Annotated in this window: 15 protein-coding genes; 2 read left to right on the top strand and 13 right to left on the bottom strand. The window is 40.5% G+C overall.

The features are described from left to right. Nucleotides 1-49 precede the first annotated feature (49 nt). From P2G54_RS09425 to P2G54_RS09415, 3 genes are all read right to left on the bottom strand, one after another. On the bottom strand, nucleotides 50-895 hold the full coding sequence (locus P2G54_RS09425; protein ID WP_275870467.1) for a DUF4412 domain-containing protein: 846 nt from the start codon (nucleotides 893-895) through the stop codon (nucleotides 50-52). A gap of 85 nt (nucleotides 896-980) precedes the next feature. Then, complete coding sequence (gene fmt, locus P2G54_RS09420) at nucleotides 981-1,925, bottom strand: methionyl-tRNA formyltransferase (RefSeq protein ID WP_275870465.1); 945 nt, start codon at nucleotides 1,923-1,925, stop codon at nucleotides 981-983. 6 nt (nucleotides 1,926-1,931) lie between these two features. Further along, nucleotides 1,932-3,113, bottom strand: coding sequence for a DUF1343 domain-containing protein (locus tag P2G54_RS09415; protein WP_275870463.1), 1,182 nt, complete (start codon nucleotides 3,111-3,113; stop codon nucleotides 1,932-1,934). A 39-nt stretch (nucleotides 3,114-3,152) separates the two neighbouring features. On the opposite strand from P2G54_RS09415, the gene P2G54_RS09410 reads away from it, so the two are divergent. Then, nucleotides 3,153-4,367 (top strand): FtsX-like permease family protein, encoded by a 1,215-nt coding sequence (locus P2G54_RS09410; protein WP_275870461.1) that lies wholly within the window; start codon nucleotides 3,153-3,155, stop codon nucleotides 4,365-4,367. Here P2G54_RS09410 and P2G54_RS09405 read toward each other — a convergent pair. After that, complete coding sequence (locus P2G54_RS09405) at nucleotides 4,342-5,097, bottom strand: polyprenol monophosphomannose synthase (RefSeq protein WP_275870459.1); 756 nt, start codon at nucleotides 5,095-5,097, stop codon at nucleotides 4,342-4,344. The genes P2G54_RS09410 and P2G54_RS09405 overlap by 26 nt on opposite strands. Nucleotides 5,098-5,193: 96 nt before the next feature. On the opposite strand from P2G54_RS09405, the gene P2G54_RS09400 reads away from it, so the two are divergent. Further along, nucleotides 5,194-6,072 carry a glutathione synthetase gene (locus tag P2G54_RS09400; RefSeq protein WP_275870457.1) on the top strand — a complete coding sequence of 293 codons (879 nt, stop codon included), beginning with the start codon at nucleotides 5,194-5,196 and terminating at the stop codon, nucleotides 6,070-6,072. On the opposite strand, the gene P2G54_RS09395 is transcribed toward P2G54_RS09400, so the two are convergent. From P2G54_RS09395 to P2G54_RS09355, 9 genes are all read right to left on the bottom strand, one after another. Then, entirely contained in the window at nucleotides 6,069-6,830 is a 762-nt protein-coding gene (locus tag P2G54_RS09395) for a tetratricopeptide repeat protein (RefSeq protein ID WP_275870455.1), read from the bottom strand. The genes P2G54_RS09400 and P2G54_RS09395 overlap by 4 nt on opposite strands. A gap of 107 nt (nucleotides 6,831-6,937) precedes the next feature. Further along, nucleotides 6,938-8,035: a bifunctional histidinol-phosphatase/imidazoleglycerol-phosphate dehydratase HisB gene (gene hisB, locus P2G54_RS09390; RefSeq protein ID WP_275870453.1), complete on the bottom strand. Its 1,098-nt coding sequence runs from the start codon at nucleotides 8,033-8,035 to the stop codon at nucleotides 6,938-6,940. Nucleotides 8,036-8,047: 12 nt separating this feature from the next. Next, nucleotides 8,048-9,109: a histidinol-phosphate transaminase gene (gene hisC, locus P2G54_RS09385; protein WP_275870451.1), complete on the bottom strand. Its 1,062-nt coding sequence runs from the start codon at nucleotides 9,107-9,109 to the stop codon at nucleotides 8,048-8,050. Between the two features lies 1 nt (nucleotide 9,110). Beyond that, nucleotides 9,111-10,403, bottom strand: a complete 1,293-nt coding sequence (gene hisD / locus P2G54_RS09380; protein WP_275870449.1) for a histidinol dehydrogenase — start codon at nucleotides 10,401-10,403, stop codon at nucleotides 9,111-9,113. 25 nt (nucleotides 10,404-10,428) lie between these two features. Then, nucleotides 10,429-11,289 (bottom strand): ATP phosphoribosyltransferase, encoded by an 861-nt coding sequence (gene hisG, locus P2G54_RS09375; protein WP_275870446.1) that lies wholly within the window; start codon nucleotides 11,287-11,289, stop codon nucleotides 10,429-10,431. Between the two features lie 255 nt (nucleotides 11,290-11,544). Continuing rightward, nucleotides 11,545-12,810, bottom strand: coding sequence for a serine hydrolase domain-containing protein (locus tag P2G54_RS09370; RefSeq protein WP_275870444.1), 1,266 nt, complete (start codon nucleotides 12,808-12,810; stop codon nucleotides 11,545-11,547). Nucleotides 12,811-12,851: 41 nt separating this feature from the next. After that, entirely contained in the window at nucleotides 12,852-13,565 is a 714-nt protein-coding gene (locus tag P2G54_RS09365; protein WP_275870442.1) for a GDSL-type esterase/lipase family protein, read from the bottom strand. Beyond that, nucleotides 13,565-13,918 (bottom strand): translation initiation factor, encoded by a 354-nt coding sequence (locus P2G54_RS09360; protein WP_275870440.1) that lies wholly within the window; start codon nucleotides 13,916-13,918, stop codon nucleotides 13,565-13,567. Before P2G54_RS09360 ends, P2G54_RS09365 begins: the two co-directional genes overlap by 1 nt. A 60-nt stretch (nucleotides 13,919-13,978) precedes the next feature. Then, the gene (locus P2G54_RS09355; protein ID WP_275870438.1) at nucleotides 13,979-14,830 is read right to left on the bottom strand and encodes a universal stress protein; all 852 of its coding nucleotides are present in this window, start codon (nucleotides 14,828-14,830) and stop codon (nucleotides 13,979-13,981) included. Nucleotides 14,831-14,835: the final 5 nt, after the last annotated feature.

The following is a 14,835-nucleotide window of genomic DNA, read 5'->3' as shown; positions in this document are numbered from 1 at the left end:
AACAAAAAGAGCCACAAAGGGCTCCTTAAAAATATTCCTGGAACTAAAATTAATTCCTTGAAGAAAATGCATTTGGATAATCAGTCATTTGAAAGTTGGTTTTATGAGAAAGCTCAATTTCCACAACCTTCATTTCTGTTTGATTTCCATTTTTTTCCATGAACTGCATTTCCATAAAACTTCCACTGGGGATGTTTTCAAACATGCCAGAATATCTATCTATAGATTTGTTGGAAATCATGGGGTTGGACGAACCCGGAAAAAACAAATTGTATCCCTCAATGGGTTCTAAAGTGACCCAATAGGTTCCTTCTCCTTCCTCATTGGAAAATGCATATTCCTCACATTCATAGCCTAAAATGGTTTTGGTGTTCCCTGTTTTTTCCAGATGGAAATTGTCAGCTTTATAATCCTCCGAGTTGCTGTCATTTAGATCTAAAGGGAATTGTTCACTATCGGTAGAGTACGAAAGACTACTTTTTTGATCTCCCTCAGTAAGCAAAATGATTGTAGCCATATTGTTTGGATCCAAGATCAGAGTGGTTTTTGAATCAGAGTTTTTCGGATCTATTATTTCCATTCCGGAATAATCTCCGGTCTCACTGATCAAATTTTTAAATCGGACCGGATCATCGGACTTTCCATTTTTGCTTTTGGAGGTAACTTCCATGGTCAGAAATCCTGAAAAATTATACTCTGCAAGAGTTTCAGCCTGATTTCCGAGACCCTCCATCCAAGCAGTCATACTTTTTTCGGCTTCGTTTTCAGCCTTTTTTTCAAGGGCCTTATTGATGCCTCTGGAAGCAGCATTTTTGATTCCCTTTAAGGACTGTGCCTGAAGAGTAATGGAGCTTAAAGAAATTGATAGCGAGAGTATTAAAGTTTTTGTGTTCATACGATTAGGATTTAAAAATGACAAAAAAGGTTGCTTGAAGTTCTCAAAAAAAATCCAAGACTGAAATTATATGCTTGACATTCTCTTAGGGATTCAAATGATATCCCCTTAGAAAATCTCCTATACCCATTCTTTTTTTGCCTTCCAGCTGAAGCTCTAGAACATTTAATAAGCCCTCGGCTGTTCCAAATTTGAGATAGGATTTTCCATCAGAAAGCACTTCACCAGGTGAAACACTATTTCCATATTCCTCAACCCTTGTTTTATAAATTTTGCAAACCTTTCCGTCCAATTCCGTCCAGGCCGCTGGGTAAGGGGACAAGCCCCGGACCAGATTGTGGATTTCCCTAGCGGATTTATTCCAATCTATTTTACAGGTCTCCTTGAAGATTTTTGGAGCATGGTGTATGAACTTGCTTTCATCTTGTGGTTGTGGATGCACCTCATCGTTAGCGATGGCCTCTACTGTTTTTAAAACCAACTGCGACCCAAGCTTCATCAATTTTTCATAGACTGTACCCAAGTCATCTTCTTCCAGAATCTGAATTTTTTCCTGAAAGATGATGCTTCCCGTATCTATTTCATGTTTTAAGAAAAACGTAGTGACACCGGTTTCCTTTTCCCCATTGATAATAGCCCAGTTGATTGGAGCTGCACCTCTGTAGTTTGGAAGAAGGGAAGCATGTAGGTTGAATGTACCGATAGGAGGCATATTCCACACTGCCTCGGGAAGCATTCTAAAAGCTACTACGATCTGAAGGTCTGCATTGAGTGCTTTCAGTTCGGCTAAAAATTCCGGTGACTTTAGATTGGTGGGCTGTAGTACAGTCAAGCCGTGTTTTAAGGCAGATTCTTTGACAGGAGAGGGGATTAATTTTTGTCCCCTTCCTTTAGGCTTATCCGGGGCTGTGATCACACCTACTACATTCCAACCGTTTTCTATCAATATTTCCAAGGAGGGTACCGCAAACTCCGGTGTCCCCATATAAACAATCCTTAAGTCCTTACCTTTCTTACTGTTTACTGACATTTTGTATTACTTATAAATCAAGTATTTCATTCTTAGCTTTTTGTAAGACTCCAGTCCTGAAGCCCAACTGGACTCTATCTCCTCAGCACTTTTTCCGGCCAGCATCATTTTCTTGATTTCGTCTGTTCCTGCCAAAGTATTGAAATAGTTGTTGAAGAATTTTTCCCTCATTTGGGATTTCTCAAAGGCTTCCAAAAGATAGGAGAGTGAAAAATGATGGTCCAAGCTTTCTCCTCTCAAGTCTCGTCCATAGCATAGTTTATCTTGCAGAGGAGGGGTTTTGGACATTCCGTCTATGCTTACCGGAGTGAAAGTGAAATCTCCGAATTTTGGATCAGGATATCCATAAACCTGGAAGGGAAAATAGGTTCCGCGACCTAGTGAAACCACTGTTCCTTCAAAGAAACAGGTGCTTGGATAAAGCCTGATTGCTAAATCGTTGGGAAGGTTAGGAGAAGGTTTTACGGGTAGGCTGTAAGCTATGGAATGGTCCCAGTTTTTCACAGGGATAACTGTCAATTTGCAAGAAAGACCCCCTTTGAGCCATTTTTCTCCATTGACCATCTGTGCTAGTTCTCCTACAGTCAATCCATGCACGACAGGGATAGGGTGCATACCCACAAAGCTTTCAAATCCTTTTTTCAACACTGGCCCAGCGATGTAATCTCCATTTGGGTTTGGGCGGTCAAAGATGATTACTTCTTTGCCATTTTCTGCCGCAGCTTCCATGATATAATGCATGGTACTGATGTAGGTGAAAAAGCGAACCCCTACATCCTGAAGATCAAATATGATGATATCTAAATCCTTAATCTGTTCTGCTGTTGGCTTTTTGTTGTTGCCATAAAGTGAAACAATGGGTAAACCTGTTTTTTCATCAATGCTATTGTCCACTTTTTCACCGGCATCTGCTTTTCCCCTGAATCCATGCTCAGGCACAAAAACCTTCTTCAAATTGATTTTTTTCTCCAACAAAAAGTCCACCACATGTTTGTTGTTGCTTTGGGGCATAATGGAGGTTTGATTGGCCACAATGCCTACTGATTTTCCTTTTAAAAGAGGTTCATAAAGAGAAAACTGTTCGGCCCCGGTTAGGATGGGACTTTGGGCATAGGACAGGAAAGGAAGGCTAAAAGCCATAAATCCTACCAAAAAATAAATTAGAAATGCATTTTTCATTTGCTTCATACTATTTTGCGCTGAGTTTGGACAAATTAAATCACTCCTTTGAACCTTTCCTATTTCATTGCAAAAAGAATCAGCTTTCAGCAAGCAGGAGGATTTTCCACAACGATCCACAAAATCGCCGTAGGGAGTCTTGCCGTTGGTTTGGCGGTCTCTATATTGGCATTTATGGTTTTGGGAGGGTTCCAAAAAACCGTTGCAGATAAAGTTTATGGTTTTACGGGTCATTACCAGGTTCAGCGTTTTACCATGAGCAATTCATTTGAGGAAACGCCATTTTCCCTAAACAGTGAATTTGCTCAGCAATCTTCCAATCTTCCATTTATTGAAAAGACGCAATCTTTTGCCCATAAAGCCGCCCTAATCAAAGGAGAGGAGGAAGTTGAAGGTGTTTTGATGAAAGGTGTGGGAGGGGATTTTGATGCTCAGTCTTTTTCCAAGTATTTGGTGTCCGGCCGTATCCTTGATATACCTGAGGAAGGAACCTCCAATGAGGTGATGATTAGCCAGGTCATAGCAAACAAACTGATGCTCGAAGCTGGAGATAAAATCACTCTATATTTTGTCCAGAACCCACCACGGTTTAGAAGGGTAGAGGTAGTTGGGATTTTCCAAACTTACCTTGAAAACTTTGACGAGGAAATCTTGATCGGGGAATTGCAAACCATTCGAAATCTAAATGGATGGACCAAGGATCAGATTGGAGGTTTGGAGATTTTTGTCAACGAAAAACCTTCTTTTGAACTCGTGAAGTCCATGGAGAAAATTCTGGATTTGGACTTGAAACTCATCGATTCCCAGGATAAGTTTTTGGAGATTTTTGATTGGCTTAAGTTACTGGATACCAATGTGTATGTATTCATTGGTTTAATTGGTTTTGTAGCTATTTTCAATATGGCAGCCATTCTTTTTATTCTGATTATGGAGCGCACTCAAATGATTGGTTTACTCAAGGCTTTGGGTGCGAAAAATCAACAGATCCGAAGGATTTTCTTTTGGAATGGAATCCGAATTCTACTGAGAGGTTTGCTTATAGGAAACCTGATAGGGTTAGGGTTGGGTTTTTTGCAGGATCAGTTTAGAATAATTCCCCTTGATCCGGCAAGCTATTATATGAATTACGTTCCAATTGAATGGAATTGGCCGGTTTTTATAATTATCAATATTGGAGTCAGTATTTTGACTGCCTTGGTTCTATGGATTCCAGTTTTGGTAATCTCTAGAGTAGAACCTATTCAGTCAATTCGCTTTGATTGAGTTGATACGGGGAGAAGATACTTTTAACTTTCATCCAAATTACTCCAAAGACAGCTTCTCTGAATATTCCCTTACTCATTTTGGAAGTGCCTTTGGTTCGGTCCGTAAATATGATTGGAACCTCTGTGATTTTAAAGCCGAGTTTCCAGGCCGTAAATTTCATTTCTATCTGGAAGGCATATCCGATAAATCGGATTTTTTCTAATTGGATTCCCTGCAATACGGATTTGTGGTAACATTTAAAGCCGGCAGTGGCATCCTTAAAGGGCATTCCTGTGATGAATTTTACATACACAGAGGCAAAATAGGACATTAAAACCCTTCCTATTGGCCAGTTAACTACATTGACCCCTGTGATGTAACGGGACCCGATTGCCATATCAAACCCATCCTCTGAACAGGCTTTATATAGCCGGATCAAATCCTTGGGATCGTGGGAAAAGTCAGCGTCCATTTCGAAAATGTAATCGTATTCTTTATTCAAAGCCCACTTAAAGCCAGTGATATAGGCTGTCCCTAAACCAAGTTTTCCAGACCGTTCCACTAAGTGTAGTCTATCAGGATAGGTGTTTTGAAGTGTTTTTACAACTTCTCCGGTTCCATCAGGAGAGCCATCGTCAACTATTAAAAGTTCGAAACTTCCCTCTAAATCCATCACTACACGAATCATTTCCCGGATGTTTTCCAGTTCATTATAGGTAGGGATTATGACTAGTTTTTTGTGTTGCATGAATAATGAAAACTCAAAAGTAAGGTTTCGAGATGATTTTTGAAGAATGGTCTTTGCAATTTTTGATATAAGGCTAGTTTTGCACAAAATTCACCCATGAGCCAATACGCAGCAATCGTCAGCTATTTTTCTACTGGAGCATATGATGCCAATACCGTAGATGAAGACCAAATCCTCTCCGATTTATTAACTGAACTTGGAGTTAAAAATAAGATTGTAGCCTGGTCTGATCCATCGGTAAACTGGTCAGAATTCTCCTGTTTACTGATCAAATCTGTTTGGGATTATTTTGATTATTACCCGGAGTTTTTGCTTTGGATCGAAAAGGTAAGAAAGTTGGGAATTCCGGTATGGAATGATCTGGATCTTATCCGGTGGAATTCCACTAAAAGTTACCTTCTGGAGATAGCAGAGCGGGGTTACCCTGTCATTGCCGGTATGTTATTGGAAAAAGGTAAAAAGATTGATTTTCAGGAAATTCAATCCAAAATTTCTGCCGATACTTTGGTAATTAAACCTCTGGTCAGTGGTGGTGCAAAAAACACTTTGAAAATACCTGTTTCCCAATGGGCTGATTTTGAGGGAAAGGTTGAGATGATGATTCAGGAGGAAGATTATTTAGTACAACCTTTTATTTCTGAAGTGGCCGAAGTAGGAGAGTATTCTTTACTGTTTTTCAATGGAGTGTTTTCCCATGCCGTTTTGAAAACCCCCGCACAATCAGATTTTAGAGTACAGCATTATTTTGGTGGGACGATAAAGACCATAGAACCTGACAAACAGCTTTTGGAATCAGCAAAAAGCTTTGTCAGGGAATTTGCTCAAAACACGCTTTACGCCCGAGTAGATGGAGTGCTGATCAATGGTGAATTTAATCTTATGGAATTGGAATTGATTGAGCCGTATTTGTTTCTTGGGCTTGTGGACCAAGCAATTCCAAACTATAAACAAGCCTTGAAGGAAAGATTACTTTAACTGCAAAGGTCCAAATTGCTTTGAGCATAATCGGAACCCATATTTGCAGCTCTTTGTATAAAATTGCACCCTTCATGATCTCCCAATTTGGCCATACAGATCCCTTTTTTGGCCAAAGCTTCTCTATGGGTAGGATTTTTCTTTAGGACTGTTTCAAAATCCTCCAAAGCCCATTCCAAATAGCCTAAATGCATATAGGCAAAACCTCGGTTATAGACTGCCACTAGGTTGTCCGGTTGCTTGTTGACATACATGTTGAATGAACCGGCACAACCATAGGCATCTCCGATATATGCCCTTGCCATACCTTGGTAAAAGTATAGTTCAGGATCTTCATTGTTGATTTCTTTTGCCCGCTCAAAAAAACTATTGGCAAGTTTAAAATTCTGAGTTTGCAGAAGAGCTCTACCCGTCAAAAACAATATGTCATAATTGGCAGGATCTGTTTTAGCGGCTCTTAGAAGTATTAATTCCGCTTTATTATATTCCTCTTGGTTGAAATAAATCTTACCGATTCCTGCCATTGCCTGGGCAGAACTTGGATCAATGGAAAGAATCCTTTCGTAATCTTCAATGGCTTCTTTGATTCTCCCCAATTCTTCATAGGATCTGGCACGCAGATGCAATGCCTTGGTATTGGTGACGTTGAAGAAGAGGAAGGTATTCAAATTGGAAATTGTCTCTTCATAGTTTTTTTTCTCAAAATGACTTTCAGCCTTTTCCAATTCACCTCTGCAGGAAAAAAGAAGGATTGACAATAAAATGATAGTTGGTATATGAAAAATTCGTAGCATATGCGAAGTAAACAAAAAATAGAGGATTAGAAAAAAATAATTCATTTTAAATTTTTCTAATCCCCTGAAAATTAAAGGACTCCTTTGGTACTTGGGAGCTGATTCATGTTTCTTGGATCTCTCATGACGGCCATTTTGATAGCTCTGGCCAAGCCTTTGAATATGGCTTCGATTTTGTGATGTTCGTTGTCTCCTTTTGCCTGGATATTAAGATTGCATTTAGCAGTATCTGAGAAGGACTTAAAAAAATGATAGAACATCTCCGTAGGCATATCCCCAACTTTTTCCCGGCTAAAACTAGCATCCCAAACCAACCAAGGTCTTCCACCAAAATCAATGGCTACCTGGGCAAGCACATCGTCCATCGGCAACAAAAATCCATAGCGGTAAATTCCTTTTTTATCTCCTAGAGCTTTCAGATAAGCCTCCCCAAGAGCCAGGGCTGTATCTTCAATAGTATGATGTTCATCAATATGAAGATCTCCTTTTACCGTGATTTCAAGGTCAGTGGAACCATGTTTTCCAAGTTGTTCCAACATATGATCAAAGAAATGGAGCCCAGTGGAGATTTTGCAGTTACCGCTGCCATCTAGGTTCAGTTTGATCAAAATGTCTGTTTCTGAAGTTTTTCTGTGAATCTCTGCGCTACGGTGAGGCATTTTGAGAAAGGAATAGATTTCATCCCAATCTTTGGTACAAAGGGCGGCATCTTCTTTATCAAATCCAAAATAGATTGCTTTGCATCCCAGGTTTTGAGCCAACTGAATATCGGTCTCCCTGTCTCCGATCACATAAGAGTTTTCCAGATCATATTCCTCAGAGAAATACTCTTGAAGCATGCCTGTTCTTGGCTTTCGGTTGTTGGAATTTTCATGCTCAAAAGACCGGTCTACATGGATTGCCTTGAACAAAACATTTTCTTGTTCGAGGGTTTTGAGCATTTTGTATTGAGCTGGCCAAAAGTCCTGTTCGGGAAAGGAATCTGTTCCTAATCCATCCTGATTGGTAACCATTACTAATTCAAAGTCTGTTTCCTCGGCGATCTTTCTTAGGTTTGAAATTGCCTTCGGAATGAATTCCAGTTTTTCCAGGCTATCTACCTGATAATCCGTGGGCGGCTCCTTGATAATCGTCCCATCACGGTCAATAAATAAAACTCTTTTTTTCATTAGATCAATAGGTTAGGGTTTGGCTTTGAAAATCTTCTTCAGGGCCTGAATCAAAGCCTGGTTCTCTGCATGTGTTCCAACAGTTATTCTTAGACAGTCTTCACAAAGAATGACTTTGGAGCGGTTTCTTACAATGATTTTCTCTTCAATCAATGCATCATAAATCTCACTTGCATTGGGTAGCTGGACCAGTAGGAAATTTGCATGGGAAGGATGTATTTTTTGAATAAAGTCCAGTTTATCCAATTCTCTTGTTAGGTATTCGCGTTCCATAAGAATATCCCGGATCATTTGGTCCACTTTTTCCTTATTCCGGATTGCTTTCAGTACCGTGTCCTGAGTTAATCCGGAAATATTATAGGGAGGCTTGATCCGGTTGAGGATTCTGATGATTTCTTCGGACGCAAAAGCCATCCCTAGTCGCAATGAGGCAAGGCCCCAGGCTTTTGAGAATGTCTGCATAACCAAAAGGTTGGGAAACTTATCCAATTCCGTAGTGAAACTTGGCTCATCTGAGAAGTCAATATAAGCCTCGTCCACTACCACCAAGCCTGGAAAATTCTTGAGGAGAAACAGGATGTCTTCTCTTTTGACTTTATTGCCTGATGGGTTATTGGGGGAGCAAATGAAAAGAATCTTAGAATTCTTGTCTGCTGTTTCCAGGATTTTATGGTGTTGAAGCTGAAAGTCCGAAGTCAATGCTACCTTTCGAACTGCCACGTCATTGATTGAGGCGCTGACTTCATACATCCCATAAGTAGGAGGCAATAGAATCACATTGTCTACTCCAGGGTTGCAGAATGCCCGAAAAAGCAAGTCTATGGCTTCGTCGGAACCATTTCCCAAAAATATTTGGGAGGGCCGGACTTTTTTGATTTGGGCTATTTCTTCCTTCAGTTCACTTTGGTAAGGATCCGGATATCTATTGAAGTTTTCTTCCGTAATAGACCCAAATGGATTTTCATTTGCATCCAGAAAGATACCTTCCTTACCCGTATACTCGTCCCTTGCTGAGGTGTAGGGTTGTAATTTTCCAATGTGGGGTCTCAGCAATGAATTTAGGTCAAAGCTCATTTTACTTTTCTTTTGAGAGGTAGGCAAGACGTATACTTACTGCATTTTTGTGTGCTTCCAGAAGCTCATTGGCTGCCATAATTTCTACAGTTGGACCAAGGTTTTTTAAGCCTTCCTTACTGATTTTCTGGTAAGTGATTTTCTTGAGGAAACTGTCCAGGGAAACACCACTGTAGTTTCGGGCATACCCATAGGTTGGTAGGGTGTGATTGGTTCCGGATGCATAATCTCCTGCGGATTCAGGAGTGAAGTTTCCTATAAAGACCGAACCGGCATTGTAAATGCTATCCACCACCTCATCCTCATTTTCTACACTTATAATGAGGTGTTCAGGTGCATAATAATTGATCAGTTTTAGGGCTTTGGTCTGATCCTCCATCACTACCGCTCTTGAATTTTCAAGGGCTTTTTTGGCAATCTCTTTTCTTGGTAATTTTTCAAGTTGAGCTTCTACCTCTTTCAGGACTTTCTTGGCAATTTTCTCGGTGCTGGTTACCAAAACTACTTGAGAGTCAATGCCATGTTCGGCCTGAGACAGTAAATCGGAGGCTACAAATGCTGGAATTGCCGTTTCATCAGCATAAACCAAAACTTCGGAAGGTCCCGCAGGCATGTCTATTGCTACGCCAAACTTGGTAGCCATTTGCTTTGCAGCAGTTACATATTGGTTTCCCGGACCAAAAATTTTATCCACTTGAGGAACAGATTCGGTACCAAAAGTCATGGCGGCTATAGCCTGAGCTCCTCCGGCCTTTACGATTTTTTGGATACCGACCAAGTTTGCAGTAAAGAGGATGGCTGGGTGAATTTCTCCTTTGCTATTTGGGGGGGTACAAAGGACTACTTCATTGCAGCCAGCCAATTTAGCTGGTATTCCCAACATCAAAACTGTACTGAAAAGTGGAGCAGTTCCGCCGGGGATGTACAGTCCAACTCTCTGAATAGCTACGCTTTTGCGTCGGCAAACCACACCTGGCATGACTTCCTCAATCAATTCAGGACTGGCTTGTGCAGCATGGAATAGTTCAATATTTTCTTTTGCCTGAAAAATAGCAACCTTCAGCTCATTAGAGATTGAATCAGCAGCCGCTTTGATTTCTTCGGCTGATACCAAAAGGCTTTCTAGATCGACATGATCGTATTCGTGAGCAAATTTAAATAAGGCCTTGTCACCATTTCTCTTAACTTTTCTAAGAATGGGTTTGACGATCTTATTGATCTGCTTGGTTTTAAATACCGGTCTTGCGAGTTCCTTTTTCCAGGTTTCTTTACCAGGGTTGATCAGAATTTTCATTTTAATTTTGGTTTTACTCCAGGAATTAAATGACCATTTTTTCAATTGGAACCACCAGGATTCCTTCTGCTCCGGCAGCTCTTAATTCTTCAATGTTTTCCCAGAATTGATCTTCATTCAGAACCGAGTGTACCGAAGACCAGCCTTTTTGGGCAAGAGGTAGGATTGTCGGACTACGCATTCCCGGAATTAGGCTGATGATTTTTTCCAGGGATTCGTTAGGTGCATTTAAAAGAACGTACTTGTTGCTTTTTCCCTTTTGAACTGCATTCATCCGGAATAAAAGCTTGTCTACTATGGCTTTCTTCCAGTCCTCCAAATCATTGTTTGCGATTAGTACTGCCTCGGATTTGAATATTTCCTCAACTTCCTTTAATCCGTTCATCATTAGGGTAGACCCTGAACTGACGATGTCACAGATTCCTTCTGCAAGCCCTATACTTGGCGCAATTTCCACAGATCCACTGATTTCGTGAATAGAGGCTTGTATGTTCTTGGATTTAAGATAGTCACCGAGAATTTTTGGATAAGAGGTGGCTATATTTTTCCCCTCAAAATAACTGATGCCGGTATAGGATTGACCTTTTGGGATGGCCAATGACAGTCTGCATTTGGAGAATCCCAGTTTTTTCAGGGTTGTGACATCTTTGTCTTTTTCAACCAGTTCATTTTCTCCAACTATACCCAAATCCGCAACACCGTCTGCTACATATCCCGGAATATCATCATCTCTTAAAAAGAGAAATTCAATAGGGAAGTTGGTTGAAGTGGATTTGAGTTTGCCGGTACCGTTATAAAATTTGATGCCACATTCCTTGATGAGGCCTAAGGAGTCTTCTGATAATCTGCCGCTTTTTTGCACGGCAATACGGATAATTTTTTCCATAATAATGGCAATTTACACTTTGAAATAATAGGCTTGAAATAAATTTGGTGAAATGCAGAATCCCTGTCATCGGCCTCACCGGGTGGGTTTGTTAAAATATTCCTCAAAAGGAATGATGGAAATGATGAGCAATATGGATTGGACCATATGCTTCAAAAAAAATACTATGGAGTTGTGAGTTGTTCATTTCTGCCGGCAAAGTTAGCAATGGAATAAAAACATCCAAGTCTCCATAGTATTTTGAAATAATTATTTTCAGTTGCTTGGGCTGGAAATTGGCCCATAAACAGCATCTCTAAATTTCTTGTGTAAGCCAATCCCGTCGTATGGAAGTAATTGAACAAATAGAACAGCTGTCAAATCATTGCTTGGATCTACCCAAAATAGGGTGCTCGCCGCGCCATCCCAGAAAAATTCTCCAACAACTCCATTGTTTTCTTTTTCATCCGCCGGAGGTGCTATCCGCACTGCAAAATCAATCCCAAAACCCACTTGTCCTTTGCTTGGAAGCCAGGATTTTTCAGTGATAGTTTTAGGAAGCTGGTCAGTACTCATCAATTGGACTGTTTCGGGTTTAAGGATTCTTGTCCCATTCAGTTCTCCTTGGTTGACTAGCATTCTGGCAAATTTCATATAGTCATCCAAGGTACTTGTCAACCCAAAACCTCCTGGAGTAAGGGGCCACTGATGATAGTTGAATTCATGAGCAACTGAATCAGGAATTCGTTCAAGTTGTCCCTCACCGGTTCTGTTGTACATTGCTGAAAACCTGTGTCTTAAATTTTCAGGAAGAAAGTATTGGGTTTCATTCATACCTAATGGGTCCAGTACGTGTTTCTGTACATATTCACCATAGGGCACGCCTGCTAGTTTTTCGACCAAATAGGCCTGGACATCAACCGAAAGCCCATATTCCCACTGTGTTCCCGGTTGGAACCAAAGGGGAGTACTTCCCATTTTTTCAGCCATGGTTGCCAGGGTATTGGAGAAACTTCTGGCATCTTTTTCCCTCATAACTTCGCTTAATCCCGGGATATCTTCCCGATTGGGAAAACCGGCAGTATGGCGGGTAATATCCCGGATACTAATAGGACGATCCGTGTCCACCAAAATCATTTCCCCGTTTTCATCTACTCCCTGATAGACTTTCATATTGGCAAACTCAGGTAAATATTTCTCCAAAGGATCGTCCAACTGAAATTTACCTTCCTCGAATAAGGTCATGAGGGCCACACCGGTCACGGGTTTGGTCATGGAGAAAATTTTCACAATTGTATTTCTGTCCATTGGAATGCCAGCTTCCCGGTCTGCATAACCATACGCATTGAAATAAACTTCTTCTCCCTTTTCAAAAATCAGGGCCGAGATCCCTGCAACATTCCCACTTTCAACAAAGCTGTTCAATGTTGAATCTAATCGAGCCTTTGCCTGGTCGTTTACAATAAAGTTTGTTTCTTCCTTGGGCTTGCAAAATGAAAATAAAATCAGGAAAATGAATGAGGCTATTTTGAGGTCTTTCATAGGTGTAGATTTTTTGAAATTTAAGAAAATTTCCAGGGAGCTTATAAGCCTCTTCTTTTTAATCCATCAATGGCAAATTTGGCAATTTCCTCATACCCACAGTCGGAGGGATGGATTCCATCTCTGGAGAAAAAGTCTGGGTTAAGATTTAAGCTGATTTCATCAAAAATGACTTTTGGGTTGTCCATTGAAATTTTTTTCATCTCCCTTTGGAGAAATTTTCTCTGCCTTATCATGAAATATTTTACGAAAGGAGAGAAGGCCGGGAAGCTATAAACAGGAGGGATGTCAGCCAAGTAAATCCAATGGGGAGAAAACATCTCCTCCAAAGTTCGAATCAACTTTTGAAGTTCACTGCGGTAATTTTGAGGATGGGTCAATCGAAAACAGTCATTGCCGCCTAGAAACAGGAAAATACCTTCGTAGTCGCCGTTTATTTTCTCAAGTTGGTCTGAAAAAGTGGGAAGTACTTCACTTACCTTAAGTCCGTTTTTACCCAGAATCTTTACTGTAGAATCATTTTTAAGAAAGTGATGAATTCTTGAGCCTAAGGATTTTTCGGGGCTGCTGGCACCAACTCCAGCAGCTGTGGATTCTCCCAAAATCAAGATTTTCTTTATTCCTTTTCCAACGGAAAGGCTTTCACTTAGGCTTGGTAGTTTTTCTCGTGTTTTCCGGACTTTGTATGCTTCGTAGTACAAAAAAGGAAGGAATGGGTAAAGGCTGGCCTGAAATCCTAAATAGGAAGCATTCATTATCCTCCTGATTTTTTTGCTTTGTAACCCGAGGATTGTAGGATTTGAAGGATTTTGTCGCGATGGTCACCCTGAATCAAAATCTCACCATCTTTAGCTGAACCTCCCACACCGCATTTGGACTTGAGGAGTTTTCCTAATTCTTTTAAATCTTCTTCGGACCCCACAAAGCCCTCAACCAAGGTTACTTGTTTTCCTCCCCTTGCCTTTTTGTCCAACATTACTTTAAGATTCTGTTGGGAAGGAGGGAGGGTTTCCTGATTCTCTTCAGATTCGTAGCTGAATTCAAAATCGTTATTAGTGGAATAGACTACTCCATCTCTTTTTTTCCAGTCGTTTTTTTGCTTTGCCATGGATCAAAAATAAAAAAGCCTGCTTTTTAATAAGCAGGCATATATGAATTCATTTGTGAATTATTTTGTATGAAAGGTCCAAACCGGTCTTTTGGCATGATTTACAACATCCTCAGCGATGCTTCCTGTGATCAAATGCAAAAAGCCAGTTCTTCCATGGGTAGCCATTGCTATCATGTCGGCTTTGATATCTTCAGCAAACTCAATGATTCCTGCCTCTTCGGAAAGGCTGTTATAGATTTCAGCTTTGACATTTTCAAACCCATATTTCGTGTTGAATAATTTGATTCTCATGATGGATTCCCTGCTGCTTTCAAAGTTGCCAGGAGTATTCACCAAGACAAAATAAAGCTCTGCATCAAATAAATGCTGTAGGCGCTTTACTCTTGCTCCAACTTCATCAGAGTCCTCCTTGAAATCACTTGCAAAAACGATTTTTTTGATAGCATTGGGATCTGTATAACCCTTGATTGTAACTACTGGACATTTGGCTGAACGAACTACTTTTTCGGTATTGCTTCCAACCAATACTTCCTCCATTCCACTTGAGCCTTTAGAACCCATTACCACCAAATCGGGATCCTCTTGGTTGATGGATTCTGAGATTTTTTGGAAAGCATTTCCCATCGTCAATTTGGTCTTGAAGGCATACCTTTTGTTTTGGTGGCTTTCTTCCAGTTCCTTAAGCTGCTTTTTTCTCCTTTCGGTCAGCTCAATGAAAAAGATCTGATTTTCAATCTCAGGCATTAATTCTCCAGTTCCCATACTCCCAAATCCAGGAGAGGTAGGGATTTCCAAAATGTGTAAAACTTCCACCTGAATGTTGTCAAGCTTTTCAGCTAAGCGAACAGTAAAAGCGAGGGCATGTTGTGCCTGCTCGGAGAAATCGAATGGGACTAAGACTTTGGTCATTTTTA

The organism is Algoriphagus sp. CAU 1675 (genome assembly GCF_029222925.1).
Taxonomy (GTDB): domain Bacteria; phylum Bacteroidota; class Bacteroidia; order Cytophagales; family Cyclobacteriaceae; genus Algoriphagus.
This window is presented reverse-complemented; position numbering and strand designations above follow the sequence as displayed.

Bases quoted from the DNA above. Each gene is read 5' to 3' on its own strand.
- P2G54_RS09360 (WP_275870440.1), bottom strand. From the start codon at position 13,918: ATGGCAAAGCAAAAAAACGACTGGAAAAAAAGAGATGGAGTAGTCTAT.
- P2G54_RS09355 (WP_275870438.1), bottom strand. From the start codon at position 14,830: ATGACCAAAGTCTTAGTCCCATTCGATTTCTCCGAGCAGGCACAACAT.
- P2G54_RS09425 (WP_275870467.1), bottom strand. From the start codon at position 895: ATGAACACAAAAACTTTAATACTCTCGCTATCAATTTCTTTAAGCTCC.
- hisC (WP_275870451.1), bottom strand. From the start codon at position 9,109: ATGAGCTTTGACCTAAATTCATTGCTGAGACCCCACATTGGAAAATTA.
- hisD (WP_275870449.1), bottom strand. From the start codon at position 10,403: ATGAAAATTCTGATCAACCCTGGTAAAGAAACCTGGAAAAAGGAACTC.
- P2G54_RS09370 (WP_275870444.1), bottom strand. From the start codon at position 12,810: ATGAAAGACCTCAAAATAGCCTCATTCATTTTCCTGATTTTATTTTCA.
- P2G54_RS09400 (WP_275870457.1), top strand. From the start codon at position 5,194: ATGAGCCAATACGCAGCAATCGTCAGCTATTTTTCTACTGGAGCATAT.
- fmt (WP_275870465.1), bottom strand. From the start codon at position 1,925: ATGTCAGTAAACAGTAAGAAAGGTAAGGACTTAAGGATTGTTTATATG.
- hisG (WP_275870446.1), bottom strand. From the start codon at position 11,289: ATGGAAAAAATTATCCGTATTGCCGTGCAAAAAAGCGGCAGATTATCA.
- P2G54_RS09405 (WP_275870459.1), bottom strand. From the start codon at position 5,097: ATGCAACACAAAAAACTAGTCATAATCCCTACCTATAATGAACTGGAA.
- hisB (WP_275870453.1), bottom strand. From the start codon at position 8,035: ATGAAAAAAAGAGTTTTATTTATTGACCGTGATGGGACGATTATCAAG.
- P2G54_RS09415 (WP_275870463.1), bottom strand. From the start codon at position 3,113: ATGAAGCAAATGAAAAATGCATTTCTAATTTATTTTTTGGTAGGATTT.
- P2G54_RS09365 (WP_275870442.1), bottom strand. From the start codon at position 13,565: ATGAATGCTTCCTATTTAGGATTTCAGGCCAGCCTTTACCCATTCCTT.